This is a genomic window from Nonomuraea mangrovi (assembly GCF_042681425.1).
Taxonomy (GTDB): Bacteria; Actinomycetota; Actinomycetes; order Streptosporangiales; family Streptosporangiaceae; genus Nonomuraea; species Nonomuraea mangrovi.
In genome coordinates, this window is sequence record NZ_JBHUFV010000047.1 from 499,683 (window position 1) to 521,875 (window position 22,193).

The following is a 22,193-nucleotide window of genomic DNA, read 5'->3' on the forward strand; positions in this document are numbered from 1 at the left end:
GGGGTCCCGGTCCTTCTCAGGGCCGGGGCCTCCCCTTTTCCTCCAGGTAGCGCCGCTCCGGCACGCTGGCCGTCAGTGCCGCCGCCCTGGCGTACGACTCGCGCGCGGCCCGCTCCTCCCCCGCCATCTCCAGCAGATGCCCCCGTACGGCATGCAGCCGGTGATGCCCGTCGAGCCCCTCGATGGTGTCGAGCAGGGCCAGACCCTCGCGCGGCCCCCGCGCCATCGCCACCGCCACCGCCCGGTTGAGCGTCACCATCGGCCCCGGCGCCACCCGCGCCAGCAGCTCGTACAGCGCCACGATCTGCGGCCAGTCGGTCTCCCCCTCCTCGGTGTGCACGGCGGCGATCGCCGCCTGGAGCTGGTACGGCCCCAGCGGCCCCCGCGACAGCGCCGCCGTCACCAGCTCGACGCCCTCGCCGATCAGATCCTTGTCCCACAGGCTCCTGTCCTGCTCGTCCAGCGTGATCAGCGCGCCGTCCACGCTCGTGCGCGCCGCGCGACGGGCGTCGGTAAGCAGCATGAGCGCCAGCAGCCCCGCCACCTCGCCGTCGTCCGGCAGCAGCCGGCGCACGGTCCTGGCCAGCCTGATCGCCTCACCGGTGAGGTCGGCGCGATGCAGGTCGGGCCCCGAGGTGGCGGTGTAACCCTCGTTGAAGATCAGATAGAGCACGTGCATGACCACGTCGAGCCGGTTGGGCGTCAGCTCGAAGGTGGCGCCGGACTTCTTGATCGTCGCCTTCGCCCTGCTGATCCGCTGGGCCATCGTCGACTCGGGCACCAGGAAGGCCCCTGCGATCTCCGCGGTCGACAGACCCCCGACCGCGCGCAGCGTCAGCGAGATCTGAGAGGCGGGCGTCAGCGCGGGATGGCAGCACATGAACAGCAGCGTCAGCGTGTCGTCCTGGTCGGAGACCTCCGGCGGCTCCTCGTAGGCCTGCTCCACCTCCCTGCGCCGCCGCGCCTCCTCACTGCGGATCTCGTCGATCATCCGGCGGGAGGCGACCGTGACCAGCCAGGCCTTCGGATTGTCCGGCACGCCGTCCTTCGGCCACTGCGTCGCCGCCGCGAGCAGCGCCTCCTGCACCGCGTCCTCGCACGCGTCGAACCGGCCGTAACGCCGCACGAGCACGCCGAGCACCTGCGGCGCCAGCTCCCTCAGCAGCTCTTCCCTCATGCCCGCGTCATTCACCGAGCACCTGCGGCGCCGGCTCTCTCAGCAGTTCTTCCCTCATGCCCGCGTCATTCCTCGAAGACGGGACGCAGCTCGATCGCGCCGCCGTAGGCCACGTCCGGCCAGCGCATGGCCACCTCGAGCGCCCGCTCGGGCGAGGCGCAGTCGATGACGCAGTAGCCCGCGAGGTACTCCTTCGACTCCAGGAAGGGCCCGTCGGTGACAGCCGGCACGCCGTTCTTCAGCGTGATCGTCCGCGAGCCGGCCGGGTCGGCGAGCGCCTCGCCGCCCACCCACTCGCCCGCGGCGGTGAGCTCGGCCATGAGGTCCTCCACCGTCGCCATGGCCTGGTCGATGTTCTCGCTGACGGCCTGCGCTGCGGAGGCGTTCGTGTAGATCATCAACATGTACTTCATGAATTCGACGCTACATGTCGAGACATGCCGAGCGCGGGCCGTCCGAGCGCGGGCCGTCGGCTCGCAGGGCTGCTGCTCGTCGGGCAGGCGGACAACGTGGTCGCGGTGTCGGCGGAGGGTTCGCGCGCGGCATCGCCGCCCTCGGCAGCCTCGGCGCCGCCGTCCGCCGCCCGGCCCCTGCCCGAGGACGCGCAGGGGCCGTCCGCGAGAGCCTGTCCGCCTCGGGCCTCGATCCGGTGTCGCCGCCTACCGGCGGCCGTCCATGGGCCCCCACCTGAGGTCGTTCATGTGCGGCCGACCTCGCGAGCTCACCCCTCTGAGGTCACCCTCGTGGAGCCGGCCTCGTGAGGTCATGCCCCTGTGCTCCCCGTCGGGGAACCGGCCACGCGAGGTCGTCCCCCTGTGCTCGCCTCCGGGGAACCAGTCCCGCGAGCCCATCCCCCCGCGATCCTCGTTGGGGAACCGGCCACGCGAGGTCGTCCCCCTGTGCTCGCCACCGGGGAACCAGCCCCGCGAACCCATCCCCCCGCGCTCGCCGCCGGGGAACCGATCACGCGAGGTCGTCCCCCTGTGCTCGCCACCGGGGAACCAGCCCCGCGAGCCCATCCCCCCGCGCTCGCCGTCGGGGAACCGACCACGCGAGCCCGTCCCCCTGTGCTCGCCACCGGGGAACCAGCCCCGCGAGCCCGTCCCCCTGTGCTCCTCGTCGGGGATCCGATCACGTGAGGTCGCCCCCCTGTGCTCCTCGCCCTGGAACCGACCGCTCCAGGTCATCCCCCTGAGGTCGCCCTCGCCGGGTCGGCGCCCGAAGTCGCCCTCCTCGGGCCGCTGCCTCGATGTCGCCGTTCTGAAGGTGAAGACCGATCTCGTCTCGGCCCGCATCTTGCAGGCGTTGCTGAAGGTCTCCCTGTACTTGATCGTCCTGCCGTCCCACACGCCGGTGGCGGTCGCGCGGACGGGCTCGTACCCCGCGGTGCATCTGAGGCTCGGGTCGGGCTCGAGCGCGGCGGGGTCGCCGCCGACCGCGTCGAGCTCCGCGCAGGCCTGCTGCGGGTTCGGATGCGTGGAGGCCTGGGACGGATCACACGTCAGAAGTGCCAGGCGCGACCCGGCGCTCAGAATGATCATCCGCTTCTGGTTGACCTTCTTCATGATCACGTCGGCGATCCCCCGCACAGGATCAGGGTTCGGGTCGGGGGTCGCCGTCGCGGGCGCGGGAGACGCGGCGAAAGCCGTACAGCAAAGCACGGCCAAACATGCGAGTCTTCTCATGACAAGAAGCCTCTCCTGGGCCTTTGACCAGGGACAACGACCGACGCGCGGGATATTGGGCACCTATCGGACGATGCCCTCATACAAGCACTTGCCTTTCTTGATCAGATAACGATCGCCAATCCAGGCTGCAATAGCGCTTACGATCTGGAAAAATCGCTCGTTACGGTCCAAGGAAGGCATTTCATGATCCCCCGCATGAGGCAACTCGCGATCGCCGCTGCCAGCGGCGTTCTGCTGATGCTGCCCGCAATCACGGGGGTCTCCCACGCCGCCGCCACCGCTCCGCCCGACTACGTCTACTCCGAGCCGCTGGCCAAGTCCGACGCCGAGATGCGCAAGGTCGCCGAGTACTGGAAGCCCGAGCGCCTCAAGGACGCCGACAACAACTCCCCCGCCACGCCCGGCACCAAGGTGTCCACGCCGTCGTCCTCGCCCTCCACGTCGGCGGGCTCGTTGATCACCAACAGCGCCGCCAAGAGGCGCGCGCCACGCGACATCGCGCCGGCCGCACCCGCCAAGGGCGGCGTCGCCAAGACGATCGGCAAGGTCTACTTCCAGCAGGGCGGCAGGGAGTTCTGGTGCTCGGCCAGCGCGGTCGCCGCCAAGAACCGCAGCCTCGTCGCCACCGCGGGCCACTGCGCGTGGGACCCGCGCCTCGGCAAGAGCGCCAACTGGGTGTTCGTCCCCAACCCCGGCAAGGACGGCGACGCGCCCGACGGCGTCTACGTCGGCTCGACGCTCTACATGCACGAGGACTGGGCGGCCATCGGCGACTACGACTACGACTACGCCTTCATCTCCGTCCACCGCGGTTTCCGCTGGACGACAGAGAACGGCAAGGCCGTCATGAAGGACGTCGGCAGGCTGGCGGACAACGTCGGCGGGCTGGGCCTGACGGTCGGCAAGAAGACCGGCAACCAGGTCAGCGCCTTCGGCTACCCCGCGGGCGCGCAGCCCGACAACTCGCACCCGTTCGACGGCCGCACGCTCAAGACGTGCGACGGCAAGACCAAGCGGACCGTCAACCCGACCCGCAACCTGCAGTGGGGCGTGCTGCTCACCGGCTGCGACTTCAGCGCGGGAGCCAGTGGCGGGCCGTGGATGCTCGGCTACAAGCCGTCGACGGGCCTGGGCTACCTCAACGGGATCAACAGCCTCACGTGGAACCTGGACGCGGTGGGCAAGTACGACGCGGTGTCCTCGCCGTACTTCGCCGCGACGACGTTCGAGGTCTACGATCACGCGGCCAACGACTCCATCACCTGAAATTTCGGGATTTCGGACGGCCACCTCGGCAAAATGTGGCCCAGATCACACACTCTCGTGGCAACCATTTGATCACCTACGCGTCAAGGGCGCGCTGATCAGCACAGATCACGCAAGGTCACTTCATCTCAGACAGATCACGGTCCGCGCAGTTCGCCCGACTTGTCCGTTGACGTGATCAAGTGGAAATTCACATGACCGAAGCCGCCCCTGTAGGTTCCTTTGCTATCCGTTTGCTGACTCTTGGGACGCAACAGGCGTCACGGTCAGCGCAAAGGAAACCTGGAGTTATACCTTGAAGCGCATCTTCCTCCCCGCTGGCGGTGCGATCCTGGCCACCGGTCTCCTGGCCGCTGGCCTTTCCGGCACCGCCCAGGCCGCCCGCGACATCGCCTCCGACCCCATGGCGCGGAACGCCGGCGACGCCGCCTCCATCGCGACCTTCTGGTGGAAGTCGAACGGCGCCGCCCTCCGCCAGGCCAGCGCCTACTACTGGGACTCCAAGGAGGTCAAGAAGCTCGTCTCCAAGGGCGGCTACACCCCCGACGGCAACCCCGGCATGGTGGCCCCGACCGGTAACTCCACCAGCACCGGCAAGGCCCAGAACGTCAACATCCCCCGCACCATCGGCAAGGTGTTCTTCCTCGACGCCAGCGGCCGTCCCCGCTGGTGCTCGGCCACCTCCATCCAGGGCAACTACAAGAACCTGGTCGCGACCGCCGGTCACTGCGTCTACGACACCGACGGCAACGCCGACACCATGTCCAAGTGGGTCTTCGTCCCCGGCTACTACCAGGGCAAGACGCCGTGGGGCATCTACGTCGGCAAGCAGGCGTTCACGCACTACGACTTCGACGTCTACGAGGACTACGACCGCGACTACGCGTTCGTCACCGTCTACAACGGCATCCGCTTCACCGGCGTCAAGCAGGTCGACGGCCGCGACTACGACCGCTTCGTCGGGCCCAAGTTCGGCGGCCGCTACATCCTGCTGTCCGAGGACGCGGGCCGTCTCGGCGACAACGTCGGCGGCCAGGGCCTCGCCTACAACCAGCCGACCGGCAAGATCGTGCGCACCTTCGGCTACCCGTACGCGCCCCACCCCGACGGCAGCAAGCCGTACACCGGCGTCACCCCCAAGAACTGCTACGGCAAGACGTCGGCCAAGACCGTCGGCGCGCCGGACAAGAAGATCGAGGAGCACGTGGCGCTGAAGTGCCCCGTGACCCCCGGCTACGACGGTGGCCCGTGGCTGCTCAACTACAGCAACGCCAAGCGTCTCGGCTACGTGAACGGTGTCACCAGCACCTTCAACGACCAGGACGGCAACGACCGCGTCGACTACATCTCCTCGCCGTACTTCGACGGCGAGACGGCCGCTGTGTACAACGCGGCCAAGAACACGGCGTCCGGCAAGATCGTCGGCCCGAACGGCGAGCTGCTCAAGTAACACCCAGCGTTTCCTGAGAAGGGCCCGGCCCCCCGCCGGGCCCTTCTCCATGTCTCCACCCGGCGTCCCCGCGTCCAACACCCTTCTTTCTGTGCTCCCCCACCGGGGGGCGTCCTCGAATCCCCCGGAGCCAGAAGGCCTTCAGGTTGCCCGCCGCCCACCAGGTCGAGCGACCACCCCCCACGCACCCCACATCGCCACACGCGCCGCGACTCTCCTCGGGGACCACAGGCCGGCCTCGTACCGCGCGGCGCGTCCCCCCACCCGTTCGCCGGTCACCACGAGCAGGACGGACGGTGGCCACGCCCGATTGACGGCTTCTCCAAAGGGTGATGAGATCCCGGGTCAGCGTCGCAGTGCACCCGGCAAAGAGACCGCCGCGGGCATGGAGGCGCCGAAAACCTGGGAAACACGTGCCATCACCCACCGACCCCGCCGAACGCCTCGAAGCGTTCGGCACCCAACTGATCGACGTTCACTTCTGGCTCCGCGAAGAGCTCTCGAAGCTGCGTGACAACCTCGACGGCAACGCCCACCGCCCGCGCGAACTCCGCGCCCACTGCCTGACCTTCTGCTCGGCCCTCGAAAGGCACCACACGGGCGAGGACGACACCGCCTTCCCCGCCCTGGCCGAGGAGTTCCCCGACCTCCGCCCCGTCCTGGAGAAGCTCCGGCAGGACCACCACCTGGTGGCCGACATCCTCCGCAGAATCGAGGCCCTGGCCGGCGACGTCGGGGCCGAGCCCGACGAGGCCGAGATCCAGCGGGTACGCCGCGAGCTCGACGGCCTGGCCGCCATCATGGAGTCCCACTTCGCCTTCGAGGAGCGCCAGATCACGGCCGCGCTCAACGCGCTGAAGGCTCCCGGGTGGACGGAATCGCCCCCCGAGTTCCTCAAAACCTCCGGCTCCGCCATACCCACCTCCGACTGAAACCGACCAACGGGCCGCCCCACGGGGCGGCCCGTTCTGTTGCCCTTCCATGGACCGCGCCAAAGCGATCACTCACCGTTACAGTCAGCGCCCGATACGTAGCCCGAAGTCTCTTTCCTGAATGTTTCCTGGCAAGATCGAGTGATATTAGACGGAGCAAGCCCCGAATCGGTGCCATCAGATTCATGTGATCTGAGTCACATCCAAGCCCTCACGCAACGTGTCCACTCACTCACTCCACTTTCGCCTCATGCGCAACAACCCCACGAGACCCTGCGAAAACGTGGTGCGGCGATCACTCCCAGCGATCATCTCTGACTGATAACGGAAGGGTCACGCCGGTAAGGGCGATTCTCAGATGCCTCGAGACGGCTTCCACCTGCAAAGATCACCGCGTTATGGTCCTTGCTATCCCTTTACTGACGCATGGGACACATGTTGCGTCCCACGACAGAGCAAGGAGCAGTTCCCTTGAAGCGCATCCTCCTCCCCGCCGGCGGCGCCGTTCTGGCCACCGGCCTTCTGGCTGCCGGTCTGGCCGGTACCGCTCAGGCCGCCAGCGACATCGCCAGCGACCCGCTGGCGAAGAACGCTGAAGTCGCCACGTCCATCGCCAAGTACTGGGCCGAGTCGAACGGTGCCGCCCTCAGGGCCGCCAAGGAGTCGAACGTCTGGGACAGCAAGGACGTCGCCAAGCTGAAGTCGACCGGCGGCTACAGCGCCGACACCAAGCCGGGTGTCGTCGCGCCGATCGGCGAAGAGAAGAAGACCGCGACCAAGTCGCAGAACGTCAACATGCCGAAGACCATCGGCAAGGTCTTCTTCATCAACTCCAAGGGCGAGCGCCGGTGGTGCTCCGCCACCTCGATCCAGTCGAGGTACCGCAACCTGGTCGCCACGGCCGGTCACTGCGTCTACGACACGGCCGGTAACTCCGACGTCATGTCGAAGTGGGTCTTCGTCCCGGGTTACTACCAGGGCAAGACGCCGTTCGGCATCTACGTCGGTAAGCAGGCGTTCACGCACTACGACTTCGACGTCTACGAGGACTACGACCGCGACTACGCGTTCGTCACCGTCTACAACGGCATCAAGTTCGACGGTGCCAAGACGGTCACCAAGTCCGAGTTCGACGCCTTCAAGGGTCCGAAGTTCGTGGACGAGAAGGACGTCAAGGTCACGAAGGACGAGTACGAGAAGTGGGTCGGCACCACCGGTCGAGTCGGCAAGGTCGTTGACGAGGTCAAGCCTCAGACGACCGGCCCCGAGGACAACCGCGGCGTCTACACCCCGCTCGAGGTCAGCGAGAAGGCCTACAACGACGCGGCCAGCGTCGGCGGCCCGACCGTGATCAAGGTGGGCGCCCAGGCGTTCAAGACCACGACCCTCGTGTCCAAGGAAGAGGCGGCGGCCTACAAGGGCCCGGGCAACGCCTACGAGGACAAGGCCAACGGCCAGTGGAAGATCGACCGCTACTACACCAAGCAGTGGGTCATCCCCGGCAAGGACGCCGAGTACTACATCATCGAGAGCCGTTACATCATCGTCCCCGTGACGGATGCGGGCCGCCTCGGTGACAACGTCGGTGGTCAGGGCTTCGCCTACAACCAGCCCACCGGCAAGTACGTCCGCGTGTTCGGTTACCCGGCTGCGGCGCACCCCGACGGTCACAAGAACTTCACCGGCATCACGCCCAAGTGGTGCTACGGCAAGACCACGGCCAAGACCGTTGGTTCCGCCGCCAAGAAGATCGAGGAGCACATCGCACTGAAGTGCTCCATGACCGAGGGCGCCGACGGTGGCCCCTGGCTGCTCAACTACAGCAACGCCAAGCGTCTCGGCTACGTGAACGGTGTCGTCAGCACCTTCAACGACCAGGACGGCAACGACCGCGTCGACTACATCTCCAGCCCCTACTTCGACGGTGAGACCAACTCCGTCTACAAGGCCGCTGCGAACGTGTGGTCCGGCAAGATCACCGGCTGAGCTGTCGTACAACCGAGCTGAGGGGTGATCCTCGGCTTACCTAGCAACACCAGAGGGGCCCGACGACAGTCGGGCCCCTCTGCGTTTGGGTGACATTCGTAGGTCTGATCGAAATTTGCTGGCCCCTTCGACGCACGACGGCGCGAAACGGTGCCATCAGACGAATGTGATCTGCATCACACGCGATCCTCACCCGGTGCGACCGGGGCACTGCAACCTCATTCGCCACACTAACCACATCTTTATGATGATCTGCGGAAACAGTCCCCTGTCCCCGCGGACACCCAGCGTGCGCTTCGGACGCCTAAACATCACAGAACGATCACGCCCGACTTGTGCGGCCTTTTCCTGCCAAAGCGGCTTCCAGTTTTCAAGATCGGCACTGTATGTTCCTGGCTATCCCTTTACTGACGCATGGGACGCAAGAGGCGTTCCACGACAGCGCAAGGAGTTACCTTGAAGCGCATCCTCCTCCCTGCTGGTGGTGCCGTTCTGGCCACCGGTCTGCTGGCCGCTGGTCTCGCCGGTACCGCCTCGGCGACGCCTGCTCCCCAGGACGAGTACCTCGCGAAGAGCACCGAGATTGCTCTGAACACGATCGACTTCTGGACGAAGTCGAACAACTACGCCCTGAAGCAGGCCACGGCCTACCACTGGGACTACAAGGAAGTTAAGAAGCTCGTCTCCAAGGGTGGCTACACCGCCGACACCAAGCCGGGTGTCGTCGCGCCCATCGGCGAGGAGAAGAAGGTCGCGGCCAAGGTTCACAACGTGAACATGCCGAAGACCATCGGTAAGGTCTTCTTCGAGGCCCGGGACGGCAAGCTGTACTGGTGCTCCGGCACCTCGATCCAGTCGAACTACAAGAACCTGGTTTCGACTGCCGGTCACTGCGTCTACGACCTGGCCAACAACGGCGAGGTTGTGTCCCGCTGGGTCTTCGTCCCCGGTTACTACCAGGGCAAGACGCCTTACGGCATCTTCGTCGGCAAGCAGGCCTACACCCACTACGACCTCGACGTGTACGAGGACTACGACCGCGACTACGCGTTCGTGACCGTGTACAACGGCATCGGTGGCGTGGGTGGCCAGGAGGTCGCTTACGACGCGTGGAAGGCTCACACGGGTCGCAAGGACGTCAAGGTCGAGAAGATCAAGGTCTCCAAGGACGAGTACGAGAAGTGGGTTGCCACCACCGGCAACACCGGTGACGTCGTGCCCGCCACCGCCCCGCAGACCACTGGTCCGCAGGACTCGCGCGGCGTGTACGAGCCCAAGGAAGTCAACGAGGCCGACTACAAGGCCGCTGCGGCTGTCGGCGGGCCGACCGACGTCAAGGTCGGCGCGCAGGCGTTCGTCACCACCACCGTCGTCTCCGAGCAGGAGGCTGAGAAGCCGGGCCTGGGCAAGGCGTACCAGGACCCCGCCACCAAGCAGTGGAAGATCGACCGCTTCTACGTGAAGCAGTGGGTCATCGCTGGCTCGGACGCGCAGTACTTCATCTTCAAGCCGCACTTCATCATCGAGAAGCTCGTTGACACGGGCCGTCTCGGTGACGTCGTCGGTGGCCAGGGCTTCGCGTACAACCAGCCCACCGGTGGCATCGTCCGTACCTTCGGCTACCCCTACGCTGAGCACCCCGACGGCTCCAAGCCGTACACCGGTGTGACGCCGAAGTGGTGCTACGGCAAGACCAGCGCCAAGCTGGTTGGCTCCGCCGCCAAGAAGATCGAGGAGCACGTGGCGCTGAAGTGCCCCGTGACCCCCGGTTACGACGGTGGCCCGTGGCTGCTGAAGTACAGCAACGCCAAGCGTCTCGGCTACGTGAACGGTGTCACCAGCACCTTCAACGACCAGGACGGCAACGAGCGCGTCGACTACATCTCGAGCCCGTACTTCGACGGTGAGACCGCCGCCGTGTACAAGGCTGCTGCCAACCAGGCGTCCGGCAAGATCCTGCCGACCGTCGGTAGCTAGTCTTCGCGATCACCCGGAGCCTGAGGGTCCAAACCTCGGAACTCCACCTTGCTTCATCCGAAGGGCTCGGCTTCTGCCGGGCCCTTCGGCCTTTTCTGGAGAAAACACTCAGAAAAGATCCCTTACGCAAGTGACGCAAGGGTCGATAGGGTCCTTACACCCTTTTGTTAACTCTGTGGAGCCTCCCGTTGAAGCGCCTGCTCATCCCCCTGGCGGCTGCCGGCCTGGCGGCCGCCACTCTCGCCGCGCCGGCCGCCGCCGCGCCGAGCTGGGTCACCGATCCCCTCGCACCCAAGCCCGCCGACGCCTACAGCACCGCCCTGTTCTGGCTCGACGCCAACGGCGCTGCCCTGAAGAAGGCCGCCCAGTACCACTGGGACTACAAGAACATCACCAAGCTTGTCCGGGTGAGCAGCGACACCCCCGATGACGGTAAGCCCGGCGTCGTCGCCCCCATCGGCGCCGCGACGACCGGCGGCAAGGTGAAGAACGTCAACCTGCCCAAGACGATCGGCAAGGTCTTCTTCGTCGACAGCAAGGGCGACTACCGCTGGTGCTCGGCCACCTCGGTCCAGTCCAGGCACCGCAACCTGGTCGCGACCGCGGGCCATTGCGTGTACGAGCGCGGCCGTGACGTGTTCGCCAAATGGGTCTTCGTGCCCGGCTACTACCAGGGCAAGGCACCCTTCGGTGTCTTCGCCGGCGCGTACGCCTTCACCACCTACGATCTCGACACCTACGACGACTACGACGGCGACTTCGCTTTCGTGGCGGTCCACAACGGCTTCGACCTTCCAGGCTCGCGTGAGGTCTCCCCGAGCGAGTTCGCTGAGTGGAAGGGCGACAAGTGGGTCGACAACAGGTGGCAGAAGGTCGCGAAGGACGACTACGAGAAGGGCGTCAACGCCGGGCGACTCGGCAGGATCGTCGACGGTGTCGCCACCCAGACCACGGGGCCTGAGGACAAGCGAGGGGTCTTCCAGCCGAAGGAGGTCTCGTCGGAGACCTACGACGACGCGGCAGGGCTCGATGTGACGCGGATCGGTGCGAAGGCCCGCTCGACCACGACCGTCCTCTCCGACCAGGAGGCCGCGGAGTACCAGAGCCTGAAGGCGCTGACCGCAGCCCAGCGAGCCGAGCGTTTCGAGAAGAACCAGGTCAAGTACTGGGACAAGTCGGAGTCCTTCCTCGGAACCGTGACGGGCGGAGCCGGCTCGGCGAAGCTCACCAGGTACTACGTCAAGCAGTGGATCATTCCCGGGGCCGACGCCGCCTACTTCCTTGGCGACCCGCACTTCATGATCGGCTTGGCCAAGGACACCGGCAAGCTCGGCGACACAGTCGGCGGACAGGGCATGGCATGGAACCAGCCGCAGGGCCAGCCGGTGTTCGCCTTCGGCTATCCCGCGGACGAGCACCCCGACGGCAGCAAGCCGTACACCGGCGTCACGCCCAAGTACTGCTACGGCAAGACGGGCACGAAGACGTACCAGGTGAACAGCTTCAGGGTCGAGACCCACCAGGTCCTGAAGTGCTCGATGACCGGCGGCGCGGACGGCGGGCCGTGGCTGCTGAAGTACAACAACAGCAAGCGCCTCGGCTACGTCAACGGCGTGACCAGCCTGTTCCACGACCAGGACGGCAACGACCGGGTCGACCTGATCAGCTCGGCGTACTTCGACGGTGAGACCGCCGACGTCTACAACAAGGCGCAGTACGCGGAGACCAAGAGCATCATCGGCCCCAAGGGCGAGATGCTCAGCTGAGTGTGTGCGGCGGCCCGGCTCGCCACCAGCCGGGCCGCCTCATGCGCGTCACACAGGGGTGAGTTCCTTGACGTGTTCGTTGAGGGCGACCACCGGTGGTTCCGAGCGGTACGGCTCCAGCCGCCGCCGCAGGTCGAGCGCGTAGGTCCGCGTCCTGACCGACTGGAGCTCGTTGGCCAGCCCCAGCGCCTCCGTGGCCGTCTCGCAGGCCTCCTCGAGTTCCCCGCACTGCAGCAGCCCGGCCGCCAGCAGCGAGAGGTTGAACATTCGCCCTCGCACGTACCGGCCGTCCATCTCCAGCGATCTGCGCGCGTATCGTACGGCCCGCTCCCCCTCCCCCAGGTCCCTGTAGCAGTGGGCGAACTTCGCCGCCAGGTAGGCCTCGTCGAAGTAGGACAGCCAGGCGGGCTCCTCCCCCGGCGCCCGCCGCGCGAAGTCGCGTTCGGCGGCGTTGAGCGAGGCGGCGCACGACGTCTTGTCGCCCAGCCCGGCGTGCGCGTGGGCCTCGAGGACGTGGCAGGAGGCCATGAGCGTGTGGATGCCCGCCCGCAGCGCGGACTGCTGGGCGGCGCGGGCCAGGTCGAGCGCGTGGGCGGGCTGTCCCATGTAGAGGGCCTGGTGGCTCATCCCGGCGAGGATCTCGCCACCCAGCCCGTCGTCGCCGGCGCCGCGGGCCAGCCGGAGGCCCTGGATGAGGTAGCGCTGGGCGAGGCCGTGCTGTTCGAGGTCGTAGGCCATCCAGCCGGCCAGCCTGGTCAGCTCGGCGGCGGCCGAGGCGAGGCGCTTGCCCGTGCTCTCGCCGTACGAACCTTCTTTGAGCAGCGGCGTGACGGCGGTGTCGAGGTACTTGACCACGGCCGAGCGGACCCTGCCCCCGCCGAATCGGTTGTCGAGCTCGCCGAACGAGCGGGTGACCTCGTGGATGGCGGAGATGTCGGCCATCCCCACCCTGCGCCCGCCGGTCGCCGAGGGGTGCGCCTCGGGCGGGAACGTCAGCCAGCGGATGGCTCCGACCGAACCCGCCCCGATCGCGAAGGTGGAGTCGACCAGGAACTTGCGTCGTTCCACGTCCGCTCGCCACAGAGCTGTCACTGTCGCGACCCCCTCCTGCCAGGTGTGCGTGAACTCCTGCCCGAGGTGGAGGGGCGTCGCGATGACCGGCATGCCGAGATCTTCCGGTGTGACCTTGCGGCCGAGACGCAGCGCGAAGATCTCCGTCAGCAGCGAGGGGACGGGGTCACGCGGCCGCTGGCCACCGATCCAGCGGAGAACGGAGCTGTGGTCGTACTTCAGGCCTGGCGTGCCTCTGGCCGCGCCCAGGTCGTTGAGCCTGCGGGCAAGCCCCTTGTGGGAGAAGCCCGCTTCGGCGATGAGCGCCTGGAGCGGCCGGTTGGCCTCACGTTCCATGGGCCCCCCAGCGGAGAGTCGCACGTCATTACAGGGAGCTCCAGTTGTAGCACGGAACGTAACGCCAATATCGCCGTTCCCAAAAGGAACGGCAAACTTCCCCGCGAGACAGGTCGCCGCCACGCACACCTGGACCCGCCCATGACCCGCGGGTCGCACCGCCCGGGTCAGGCGAGCCGGGCGGCGCTACCGGCATGGACGGTCGATCGGTGGGTCCGCCGGCCGTGGGCCGACATCGGGGAACGAGCCGTCACCGAACAGGATCCGCGCCGCCAGGGCACGACCGGCACGTCCGCGTAGCACGGTCACCGCCGCCTCTGCCGCGGCGGGAGATCGGATGCCGGCGAACACGCGGCGCAGCAACAGCCGGCCACGGAACCGGCGCCGCAACGCATCCCCGTCGTACCGGCTCAACACGCGCCGGTCGCCGGTACGCAGGTACCCGGCGGCGACCGCCGCGGCCAGTTCGGACATGCGCAAGCAGGGGTCCAACCCGCCGGCCGTCAGCGGCGACACCGCGCCCGCCGCGTCTCCGACGAGCAGCCCTGCGGGGCACGCCAACCGTCGCAGCACACCGCCGACCGGGATCGGACCACCTCGGCGCTCGACCTGACCGGCCGGCGCCGCGCGGCCTGGCGCGTCCGCGGCGAAAGCGTCCAGCAGGTGGCGGATGCCGGTGCGCATGGCCTCCGGATATCCGGCGACGCCGACATGCGCGTGCCGGCCGTCGTCGATGACCCACCCCAGGTACCCCGGAGCGACCCGTGGGTCCAGCACGCAGTGGAACGCCGGGGTCGTCGTGCCCGACGCGATCGGGTGGACGAGCTCGGCACCGACGAGGAAGCGCCGGTTGACATCGAGGCCGAGATCACGGGCCACCCGGGAGCGGGCGCCGTCCGCGCCGACGACGAACCGGGCCGTCACCGGTCCCGCACCCGCGAACCGCACGACACCCATCGACGCGTCGACATACCGTACGCCCAGGAGGACCCGTGCCCCGGCCGACTCCGCCGCGCGGCGCGCGTGCTCGTAGACGGCCGCCATGTCGGCCACGCGGTACTCGTCGCGGTCACTGGCGAGCCGGATCGGTGCCCGCCGCGACGGCGGATACAGCAGCACGTCCCGCACGCCGGGCCCGAGCAGATGGTCCGGCAGGTCGAAGTCATCGAGGGTGCGACGCACGAAGATCCCGGTCGTGCGAATACCCGTCGACAGCGACCTGCGGCGGTCGACCACCATCACCTTCAGTCGCTGTCGCGCGAGCAGGCGGGCCGTGTGCAGGCCGGCCAGGCCCGCACCCACGACCAGGACATCCACTGTCTGCATATCCTGCGACGGTAGGCGCGATGCCCCGCCCGGGCGACTGTTTGCACACGACCTGCCCGATACCTCCACACCGCCGCCACACTCGGGATCATGGATCGCCCAGGGCGGACGACGGTGGGGAGACGCGCCGGACGCGGAAGGCCCCCGGCGGTGACCGTGCCGGGGGCCCACGCGAGTGTCAGAGCCTGGCCACGCCGTCCTCGCGGGCCTGGGCGGCCACCGCGGCGATCACGGCGGGGGCGACCCTGGAATCGAACGGGCTGGGGATGACGTAGTCCTCCCGCAGCTCGTCACCGACCACGTCCGCGAGCGCCGTCGCCGCCGCCACCTTCATGTTCTCGGTGATGGTGGAGGCCCGGACGTCCAGCGCCCCCCTGAACACGCCGGGGAAGGCCAGCACGTTGTTGATCTGGTTCGGGAAGTCGGAACGCCCCGTCGCCACCACCCGCGCGTGACGGGCGGCCACCGAGGGGTGCACCTCGGGCGTCGGGTTGGACAGCGCGAACACGATGGAGTCGGCCGCCATGGAGGCGATGGCCGCCTCCGACACGGTCGAGCCGGACAGGCCGACGAACACGTCGGCGCCCGACAGCGCCTCCTCGGTCGAGCCCGTGAGCCCGTTCCTGTTGGTGTCGGCCGCCAGGGCCTCCTTGAAGGGGTTCAGACCGGAGCGGCCCTCGTAGATCATGCCGCGCGAGTCGGACACCGCGATGTCGCCGATGCCCGCGTTGAGCAGCATGCGGGTGACCGCGACGCCCGAGGCCCCGGCCCCTGCGACGACGGCGCGCAGCGCGCTGAGCGGGCGCCCCGTCAGGCGGGCGGCGTTCTGGAGGGCGGCCAGCACGACGATGGCCGTGCCGTGCTGGTCGTCGTGGAAGACGGGGATGTCCAGCAGGTCCCGCAGCCTGTCCTCGACCTCGAAGCAGCGGGGTGCGCTGATGTCCTCGAGGTTGATGCCGCCGAAGGAGGGCGCGAGCCTGGCGACGGTCTCCACCAGGGCGTCGACCGAGGTGCAGTCGAGGCAGATGGGCACAGCGTCGACCCCGGCGAACTCCTTGAACAGCAGCGCCTTGCCCTCCATGACCGGCATGGCGGCCGAGGGGCCGATGTCGCCGAGCCCGAGGACGGCGGTGCCGTCGGAGACGACCGCGACGACATTGGACACCCAGGTGTAGTCCCTGGCGAGTTCGGGGGACTCGGCGATGGCCGTGCAGACCTTGGCCACCCCTGGCGTGTAGGCGAGGGAGAGGTCGTCCGCGTCGCGGACGGGGATGGTGGAGCGGACCTCGAGCTTGCCCCCGCGGTGCAGGGCGAAGGCGGGATCCAGGTCGAGGGATTCGAGAGAGACAGAAGCGGGCGTGACAGCCACAGCGACCCCAGTAGTCATCGGAATGGGCACGAACCAGACGCCGCACGAAAGGTGTCGTGGAGCAGGCGTCTTCGTGAGGGGGTACGGGGGTCACCCGTTTTTTGATTCTGCCACATACTGAGACGCGCGCATGTGTAAGGAGTGTTAACAGGTTGGATCTGACCTCATACGCGGAGTTGGCGGTCCTTCTCATCAACGGTGAGCTTCCTGACGAGAACGGCCTGCGCGAGGAACTGGCGTCCGTCTTCGCGCTCGCCGACGCGGGCAAGCACGAGGAGGCGGTCGAGCTGCTCAACGAGCTGCTCGCGCGGCATCCCGTGCGTCCGCAGATCTCCGCGCACGACGGGCAGGACTGGCACCTCCACCTGTCGGAGGGCGGCCCGGTGATGGGCCTGGCCGTCGTGGTCACCGAGCTGGGCGCCGACAGGCTGGGCGTCTGCAGGGAGGCCCGGTGCTCGAAGGTGTTCGTCGACACCTCCTCCAACCGCTCGCGCCGCTACTGCTCCGAGCGCTGCGCCAGCAGGGCGAACGTCGCCGCCTACCGCGCGCGCCGTAAGAGCGGCCGGTAGCCGCGCGGCAGCGGCAGGACCTACCTGACCCGCCGCAGAAGCGGCCAGTAGCGCAGCACGACGCGGCCCACGATGTCGTCGACGGGCCCGAAGTCCCAGCTGTCCCTGCGTCCGGGGGCGCGCTGGTTGTCGCTCTCCAGCCACCACCCTTCGGCCCCGTGCCACTGGGCGCGTTTGACGATCAGCTTCGAGGGCTCGCCGGGCAGTCTGGCCACGACCAGGTCGCCGGGATGGACCGCCGCGCCACGCCGTACCAGCAGCCAGTCACCCGGCCGCAGCGCGGGCCGCATGGAGTCTCCTTCGACACGCACCCTCATGGGCTTGCGATCTCCCTGCACGAGTAAGGTCGGTAACTGGACCAAGCTGACACAGCATCAAGGAAGGACTTTCTGATGCTCGCACGACTGCTACGACCCAAGCACGTCGCTTCGGCGCACTGCGACCTCCCCTGCGGCGTCTACGACCCCGCGCAGGCCCGGATCGAGGCCGAGTCGGTCAAGGCGATCATGGAGAAGTACGCCGGCAACGAGGACCCCGTCTTCCGCGCCCGCGCTCTCACCATCAAGGAGGAGCGCGCCGAGCTCGTCAAGCACCACCTGTGGGTGCTGTGGACCGACTACTTCAAGCCGCCGCACCTGGAGACCTACCCTCAGCTGCACCAGCTGTTCTGGGAGGCCACCAAGCTGGCGGGCGCCGCGGGCGGCAAGGGCACGGTCGACGTGGGCAAGGCCGACGAGCTGCTCGGCAAGATCGACGAGATCTCCAAGATCTTCTGGGAGACGAAGGCGGCCTGAACAGCCGCTGAAGGGCCCCGCGACTGCGGGGCCTTTTTCGTTGGTTGGCGCGTCTGAGGACGCCAATCGGCTCCAGGTGGCGGTAAGTTGCAGAGAGCGTCCTATACGCGAGGAGGAACGTGACCGAGGACACCGAGGCGCGCGTGATCCGTGATGTGGTGAGCGTCAGGCTTCCCGCCGCGAGCGCGTACTTGTCCGTGCTGCGTACGGCGACCGCCGGCCTGGCCGCACGGCTTGACTTCACGCTCGACGAGATCGAGGACCTGCGCATCGCCGTCGACGAGGCGTGCGCCATGCTGCTGAACGAGGCGGTGCCGGGCACCGACTTGACGGCCGAGTTCGAACTGACCGGGCAGGAGATGCAGGTCAGGGTGGAAGTCGCGACCGTGGGCAGTTCGGCGCCGAAGCGCGATGACTTCGCGTGGATGGTGCTGACCGCCCTGGCCGACGACGTGGACGCGGTCACCGATTCCCCCGACCGCATGGCGATCGTTCTGCGTAAGCGCCGAGGCGCGGCGAGGCCGGCGTGACGGAAAGGACTGGAGCCATGGCCGCCAGCGACCACGCCGTGCCCGACAGGGTGCGCGCCCGCATGCTTTTCGCCGAGCTGGCCGAGCTGGGCCCCGACGAGCCGCGCAGGCAGCGCATCAGGGACGAGCTGGTCGAGCTTCATCTCCCCCTGGTGGAATACCTGGCCCGTCGCTTCCGCAACAGGGGCGAATGGCTCGACGACCTGACCCAGGTCGCCACCATCGGCCTGATCAAGTCGATCGACAGGTTCGACCTGGCGCGCGGGGTGGAGTTCTCCACGTACGCGACGCCGACCATCGTCGGCGAGATCAAGCGTCACTTCCGTGACAAGGGCTGGGCCGTGCGGGTGCCGCGCAGGCTCCAGGAGCTGAAGCTGTCGCTGACCAAGGCGATAAGCGAGCTTTCGCAGCGCGAGGGGCGTGCGCCGACGGTGGCCGAGCTGGCCGCCTACCTGAAGATGACCGAGGAGGAGGTGCTCGAGGGTCTGGAGTCGGCCAATGCCTATTCCACGGTCTCGCTCGACGCCCCCGACTCGGGCGACGACGACGCGCCCGCCGTGTCCGACTCGCTGGGGATCGTGGACGAGTCGCTCGAGGGCGTCGAGTACCGCGAGTCGCTCAAGCCGCTGCTGGAGCGGCTGCCTCCGCGCGAGAAGCGCATCCTGCTGCTGCGGTTCTTCGGCAACATGACCCAGTCGCAGATCGCCACCGAGCTGGGGATCTCGCAGATGCACGTGTCCCGGCTGCTGGCCCGCACGCTCGCGCAGTTGCGCGAGGGGCTGACGGCCGAGGACTAGCCGCCGTACAACGCTCTCGTGGTCGGCGGCGCGAGCAGCGTGCCCAGTCCCGCGATCGCGACGACCAGCAGTGGTATGCCGATCGCGGGCTGGCCCGACTGGATCACCGTCACCGACACGGGGATCATGAAGATCTGGGTCAGTACGCCGGGCGCCCTGCCCCAGCGCTCTGCCCTGAGCAGCCCGCCCCAGGCGACCCAGATCAGTCCCGCGCCGATGAGGATGCCGAACGCCGCCTCGGCGACGGCCGCGGTGGTGTCGCCCGCCTGCCCTGCCAGGGTGCCGACCGCCGCGTAGATCCCGAGCCCGAGCGCCACGAGCCCTTCCAGCGCCACGATCGCGGCCGCCACCACCAAACTCCAAGGGCGCATGCGTGTGTTCTTTCCTCTTGTACGGCAAGCGAGGTCAAGGCCAACGCCGGTCACCGGTGACCGGCCGTCCTCCACGCTACTCCAGCGGGACTTCGGCCGGCCGCCGTCACATCGGGATCGATGGACCGGCTTGCGATCTCCCATCATCCCGCTCCGCCCCTTCGGTCTCCCAACCGGCCGCCCTGCACGAAAGCCACCCAAGGCGACATCTTGGTCAGCCATGACCGTTTATGGACAAGACGGACATGGATCGTTGGCTACGCTGGCCGTATGCGCGCGATGCTCCTGGTCAACCCCAAGGCCACGACGACGAATCACCGCACGCGAGACGTGCTCATCCGCGCCCTCAGCGCGGCGGTCGACCTGACGGTCGAGGAGACCGGCTACCGAGGGCACGCGGCAGCGCTGGCGAGCACCGCGCACGCCAAGGGCTACGACACCGTCGCGGTGCTCGGCGGCGACGGCACGGTGAACGAGACGGTCAACGGCCTGCTCGAAGGCGAAGGCCATGACCAGGGCGAACGCCCGTCCCTCCTGGTGATCCCCGGCGGCAGCGCGAACGTCTTCGCCCGCGCGCTGGGCCTGCCGAACGACCCTGTCCAGGCGACCGGTGCGGTGCTGGAGGCACTGCAGGAGGGCCGCAAGAGGTCGGTGGGTTTGGGTCAGGCCCTCTGGGACGACCAGAGCCGCTACTTCACCTTCTGCTCGGGGCTCGGCTACGACGCCGAGGTGGTGCGCGCGGTCGAGGGCCTTCGTGGCGCCGGCCGCAAGGCGACTCCCGCACGCTATGTGAACACCGCTCTGCGGCACTATCTGTCCACGGACAAGCGGCATGCCGCGATGAGTGTGAAGGGCCCCGGCATCCCGACCGCCGAGGGCGTCTTCATGGCGATCATCTGCAACACCACTCCATGGACCTACGTCGGCTCGCAGGCGGTCTCGCCGACTCCATGGGCGAGCTTCGAGACCGGGCTCGACCTGCTGGGGCTCCAGCGCATGGGCCTCCCGTCGATGGCCTCGATCATCCATCAGATCCTCACGGAGCGTGACACCCTTCCGAAGGGCAGGCACCTCGTCCAGCTCCATGACGAGCCCGAGTTCACGATCTCCGCGGAGCGCCCTGTCGCCTTCCAGCTCGACGGGGACTACCTCGGAGAACGCGAGTCCGTAACGTTCCGGTCTATCCCGAACGCGTTACAAGTACTGGTCTAGACGGTTACATTCGGTCATTGTGTGATGCATCCGACATCCATATCCACCAAAACTTCGCCCCAAACCTCTTGCGTGTACTAAGCGTGGCTGGAAGTCTCATCAGTGACGTCGGAACGTAGGACCTTTAAACCACCCAAGGCTCCTACCGGCGACGGCGCGGACACCCCCGGGTCCAACCCAGGATTCGGGTAAAGGCTCGCGCTAGTTAGTGAAAGTCTTCACAAAGTAGACCGCACGGAGCCGGCTAGCGACGGCTCCATCTACGAAGGAGTGGACGCATGGACTGGCGCCACCGAGCTGCCTGCCGTGACGTGGACCCTGAGCTGTTCTTCCCGATCGGCAACACGGGCCCGGCCCTGATGCAGATCGAGGAGGCCAAGCAGGTCTGCCGTTCCTGCTCGGCCGTCGACTCGTGCCTGAAGTGGGCCCTCGAATCCGGACAGGACGCCGGTGTGTGGGGCGGTCTCAGCGAGGACGAGCGTCGCGCCCTCAAGCGCCGCACGGCCCGCGCCCGCGCTCGCGCCACCGCCTGAACCCCATCGTCTCCATGACGCCTGGCGAGTGAGTCTTTCCTGCCAGGCCCGCGGCCCCGAGGGGCCGCGGAACGCGAGACCAGGGTCCGCGCCCCGCACGACGGGGCGCGGACCGCGGTCTTTCACGGCCTCTGTCCTCGGCCGCCGTCCGGGCCCGAACCCGTCGCAGGCGCCTCCGGACGACGCCCGGCCCGTCCGCCCGGGTCACGACGCGGGCAGCGGGATCGACAGCGTGACCTCGGTTCCCCCACCTTCGCGCGGCTCGATCGAGAGCTTGCCCGACAGCTCACCCTCCACCAGCGTGCGGACGATCTGCAGGCCGAGGCTGGTCGTGTTGTCCAGGTCGAAGTCCTCAGGCAACCCGCGCCCGTCGTCCCACACCACGACGTTGAGCCGGTCGCCCCCCGCCTCCACCACCACCTGGAGCCGTCTGGGCCGCCCGTGCTGCAGGGCGTTCTGCAGCAGCTCGGTCAGCGCCATCGCCAGCGGCGTCGCGATGAGCGACGGCAGGACCCCGAAGGTGCCGACCCTGCGCGGCGTCACCGCCGCCTCGGGCGCCGACACCTCGCCCGCCATGGCGATGACCCTGTCGGCGATCTCGTCGAAGTCGGCGAACTCCTCCGGCGCCATCGACAGCGTCTCGTGGACGATGGCGATCGAGCCGACCCGCCGTACCGCCTCCTCGAGCGCCTCGCGGCCCTCGGGGACCTGCAGGCGGCGCGCCTGCAGCCGCAGCAGGGCGGCGACGGTCTGCAGGTTGTTCTTGACGCGGTGGTGGATCTCGCGGATCGTCGCGTCCTTCGTCATCAGCTCGCGCTCGCGCCGCCGCAGCTCGGTGACGTCGCGGATGAGCACCAGGGCGCCGATGCGGCCGCCGCCGACGATCAGCGGGATGGCCCGCAGCTGGACGATCGTGCCGCCCGACTCGACCTCGGTCTCCTTGGCCGCGCGGCCACTGGCCACGATCATCAGGTCTTCATTGATGGGCTCGTCGGAGTAGCAGAGCGCGGCCGTCAGCCTGCCGAGCTCGGCGCCCACCAGAT

At 68.0% G+C, this 22,193-nt stretch carries 21 protein-coding genes; 12 read left to right on the forward strand and 9 right to left on the reverse strand.

Features of this window, described 5'->3' with window-relative positions; all coding sequences use genetic code 11:
* Positions 1-16: 16 nt before the first annotated feature.
* From ACFSKW_RS32395 to ACFSKW_RS32405, 3 genes are all read right to left on the reverse strand, one after another.
* On the reverse strand, positions 17-1,177 hold the full coding sequence (locus ACFSKW_RS32395) for an RNA polymerase sigma factor (RefSeq protein ID WP_379576274.1): 1,161 nt from the start codon (positions 1,175-1,177) through the stop codon (positions 17-19).
* Positions 1,178-1,242: 65 nt separating this feature from the next.
* Complete coding sequence (locus tag ACFSKW_RS32400; protein WP_379576275.1) at positions 1,243-1,590, reverse strand: YciI family protein; 348 nt, start codon at positions 1,588-1,590, stop codon at positions 1,243-1,245.
* A gap of 246 nt (positions 1,591-1,836) precedes the next feature.
* A complete protein-coding gene (locus ACFSKW_RS32405) occupies positions 1,837-2,862 on the reverse strand; it encodes an SSI family serine proteinase inhibitor (protein WP_379576276.1) in 1,026 nt (341 codons plus the stop codon).
* Between the two features lie 198 nt (positions 2,863-3,060).
* On the opposite strand from ACFSKW_RS32405, the gene ACFSKW_RS32410 reads away from it, so the two are divergent.
* From ACFSKW_RS32410 to ACFSKW_RS32435, 6 genes are all read left to right on the forward strand, one after another.
* Complete coding sequence (locus ACFSKW_RS32410) at positions 3,061-4,131, forward strand: trypsin-like serine peptidase (RefSeq protein ID WP_379576277.1); 1,071 nt, start codon at positions 3,061-3,063, stop codon at positions 4,129-4,131.
* Positions 4,132-4,426: 295 nt separating this feature from the next.
* Positions 4,427-5,581 carry a trypsin-like serine peptidase gene (locus ACFSKW_RS32415; protein ID WP_379576278.1) on the forward strand — a complete coding sequence of 385 codons (1,155 nt, stop codon included), beginning with the start codon at positions 4,427-4,429 and terminating at the stop codon, positions 5,579-5,581.
* Between the two features lie 413 nt (positions 5,582-5,994).
* Positions 5,995-6,513: a hemerythrin domain-containing protein gene (locus tag ACFSKW_RS32420; protein ID WP_379576279.1), complete on the forward strand. Its 519-nt coding sequence runs from the start codon at positions 5,995-5,997 to the stop codon at positions 6,511-6,513.
* Between the two features lie 471 nt (positions 6,514-6,984).
* Positions 6,985-8,499 (forward strand): trypsin-like serine peptidase, encoded by a 1,515-nt coding sequence (locus tag ACFSKW_RS32425; RefSeq protein ID WP_379576280.1) that lies wholly within the window; start codon positions 6,985-6,987, stop codon positions 8,497-8,499.
* A 456-nt stretch (positions 8,500-8,955) separates the two neighbouring features.
* Entirely contained in the window at positions 8,956-10,476 is a 1,521-nt protein-coding gene (locus ACFSKW_RS32430; protein ID WP_379576281.1) for a trypsin-like serine peptidase, read from the forward strand.
* 188 nt (positions 10,477-10,664) lie between these two features.
* Complete coding sequence (locus ACFSKW_RS32435; RefSeq protein ID WP_379576282.1) at positions 10,665-12,242, forward strand: trypsin-like serine peptidase; 1,578 nt, start codon at positions 10,665-10,667, stop codon at positions 12,240-12,242.
* Between the two features lie 48 nt (positions 12,243-12,290).
* Here ACFSKW_RS32435 and ACFSKW_RS32440 read toward each other — a convergent pair whose 3' ends face one another.
* From ACFSKW_RS32440 to ACFSKW_RS32450, 3 genes are all read right to left on the reverse strand, one after another.
* Complete coding sequence (locus tag ACFSKW_RS32440) at positions 12,291-13,649, reverse strand: hypothetical protein (RefSeq protein ID WP_379576283.1); 1,359 nt, start codon at positions 13,647-13,649, stop codon at positions 12,291-12,293.
* 186 nt (positions 13,650-13,835) lie between these two features.
* A complete protein-coding gene (locus ACFSKW_RS32445; protein WP_379576284.1) occupies positions 13,836-14,975 on the reverse strand; it encodes an NAD(P)/FAD-dependent oxidoreductase in 1,140 nt (379 codons plus the stop codon).
* Between the two features lie 178 nt (positions 14,976-15,153).
* On the reverse strand, positions 15,154-16,362 hold the full coding sequence (locus tag ACFSKW_RS32450; RefSeq protein WP_379576285.1) for an NAD(P)-dependent malic enzyme: 1,209 nt from the start codon (positions 16,360-16,362) through the stop codon (positions 15,154-15,156).
* A gap of 134 nt (positions 16,363-16,496) precedes the next feature.
* Here ACFSKW_RS32450 and ACFSKW_RS32455 point away from each other — a divergent pair, with 134 nt between their 5' ends.
* Entirely contained in the window at positions 16,497-16,913 is a 417-nt protein-coding gene (locus tag ACFSKW_RS32455; protein WP_379576286.1) for a CGNR zinc finger domain-containing protein, read from the forward strand.
* Positions 16,914-16,933: 20 nt separating this feature from the next.
* On the opposite strand, the gene ACFSKW_RS32460 is transcribed toward ACFSKW_RS32455, so the two are convergent.
* Positions 16,934-17,275, reverse strand: a complete 342-nt coding sequence (locus tag ACFSKW_RS32460; RefSeq protein WP_379576287.1) for a S24 family peptidase — start codon at positions 17,273-17,275, stop codon at positions 16,934-16,936.
* A 30-nt stretch (positions 17,276-17,305) separates the two neighbouring features.
* Here ACFSKW_RS32460 and sodN point away from each other — a divergent pair, with 30 nt between their 5' ends.
* From sodN to ACFSKW_RS32475, 3 genes are all read left to right on the forward strand, one after another.
* The gene (sodN, locus tag ACFSKW_RS32465; RefSeq protein WP_358135023.1) at positions 17,306-17,707 is read left to right on the forward strand and encodes a superoxide dismutase, Ni; all 402 of its coding nucleotides are present in this window, start codon (positions 17,306-17,308) and stop codon (positions 17,705-17,707) included.
* Positions 17,708-17,826: 119 nt separating this feature from the next.
* Positions 17,827-18,237: an ATP-binding protein gene (locus ACFSKW_RS32470; protein WP_183655876.1), complete on the forward strand. Its 411-nt coding sequence runs from the start codon at positions 17,827-17,829 to the stop codon at positions 18,235-18,237.
* A 17-nt stretch (positions 18,238-18,254) separates the two neighbouring features.
* Positions 18,255-19,034, forward strand: coding sequence for an RNA polymerase sigma factor SigF (locus ACFSKW_RS32475; protein ID WP_379576288.1), 780 nt, complete (start codon positions 18,255-18,257; stop codon positions 19,032-19,034).
* On the opposite strand, the gene ACFSKW_RS32480 is transcribed toward ACFSKW_RS32475, so the two are convergent.
* Positions 19,031-19,405 carry a hypothetical protein gene (locus ACFSKW_RS32480; RefSeq protein ID WP_379576289.1) on the reverse strand — a complete coding sequence of 125 codons (375 nt, stop codon included), beginning with the start codon at positions 19,403-19,405 and terminating at the stop codon, positions 19,031-19,033. The genes ACFSKW_RS32475 and ACFSKW_RS32480 overlap by 4 nt on opposite strands.
* Positions 19,406-19,675: 270 nt before the next feature.
* Between ACFSKW_RS32480 and ACFSKW_RS32485 the strand changes: the two genes are divergently transcribed.
* Entirely contained in the window at positions 19,676-20,617 is a 942-nt protein-coding gene (locus ACFSKW_RS32485) for a diacylglycerol/lipid kinase family protein (RefSeq protein WP_379576290.1), read from the forward strand.
* 278 nt (positions 20,618-20,895) lie between these two features.
* Positions 20,896-21,150 carry a WhiB family transcriptional regulator gene (locus tag ACFSKW_RS32490; RefSeq protein ID WP_358135037.1) on the forward strand — a complete coding sequence of 85 codons (255 nt, stop codon included), beginning with the start codon at positions 20,896-20,898 and terminating at the stop codon, positions 21,148-21,150.
* 204 nt (positions 21,151-21,354) lie between these two features.
* On the opposite strand, the gene ACFSKW_RS32495 is transcribed toward ACFSKW_RS32490, so the two are convergent.
* Positions 21,355-22,193, reverse strand: an 839-nt coding sequence (locus tag ACFSKW_RS32495) for a sensor histidine kinase (RefSeq protein WP_379576291.1), incomplete at its 5' end; no start/stop codon positions are given.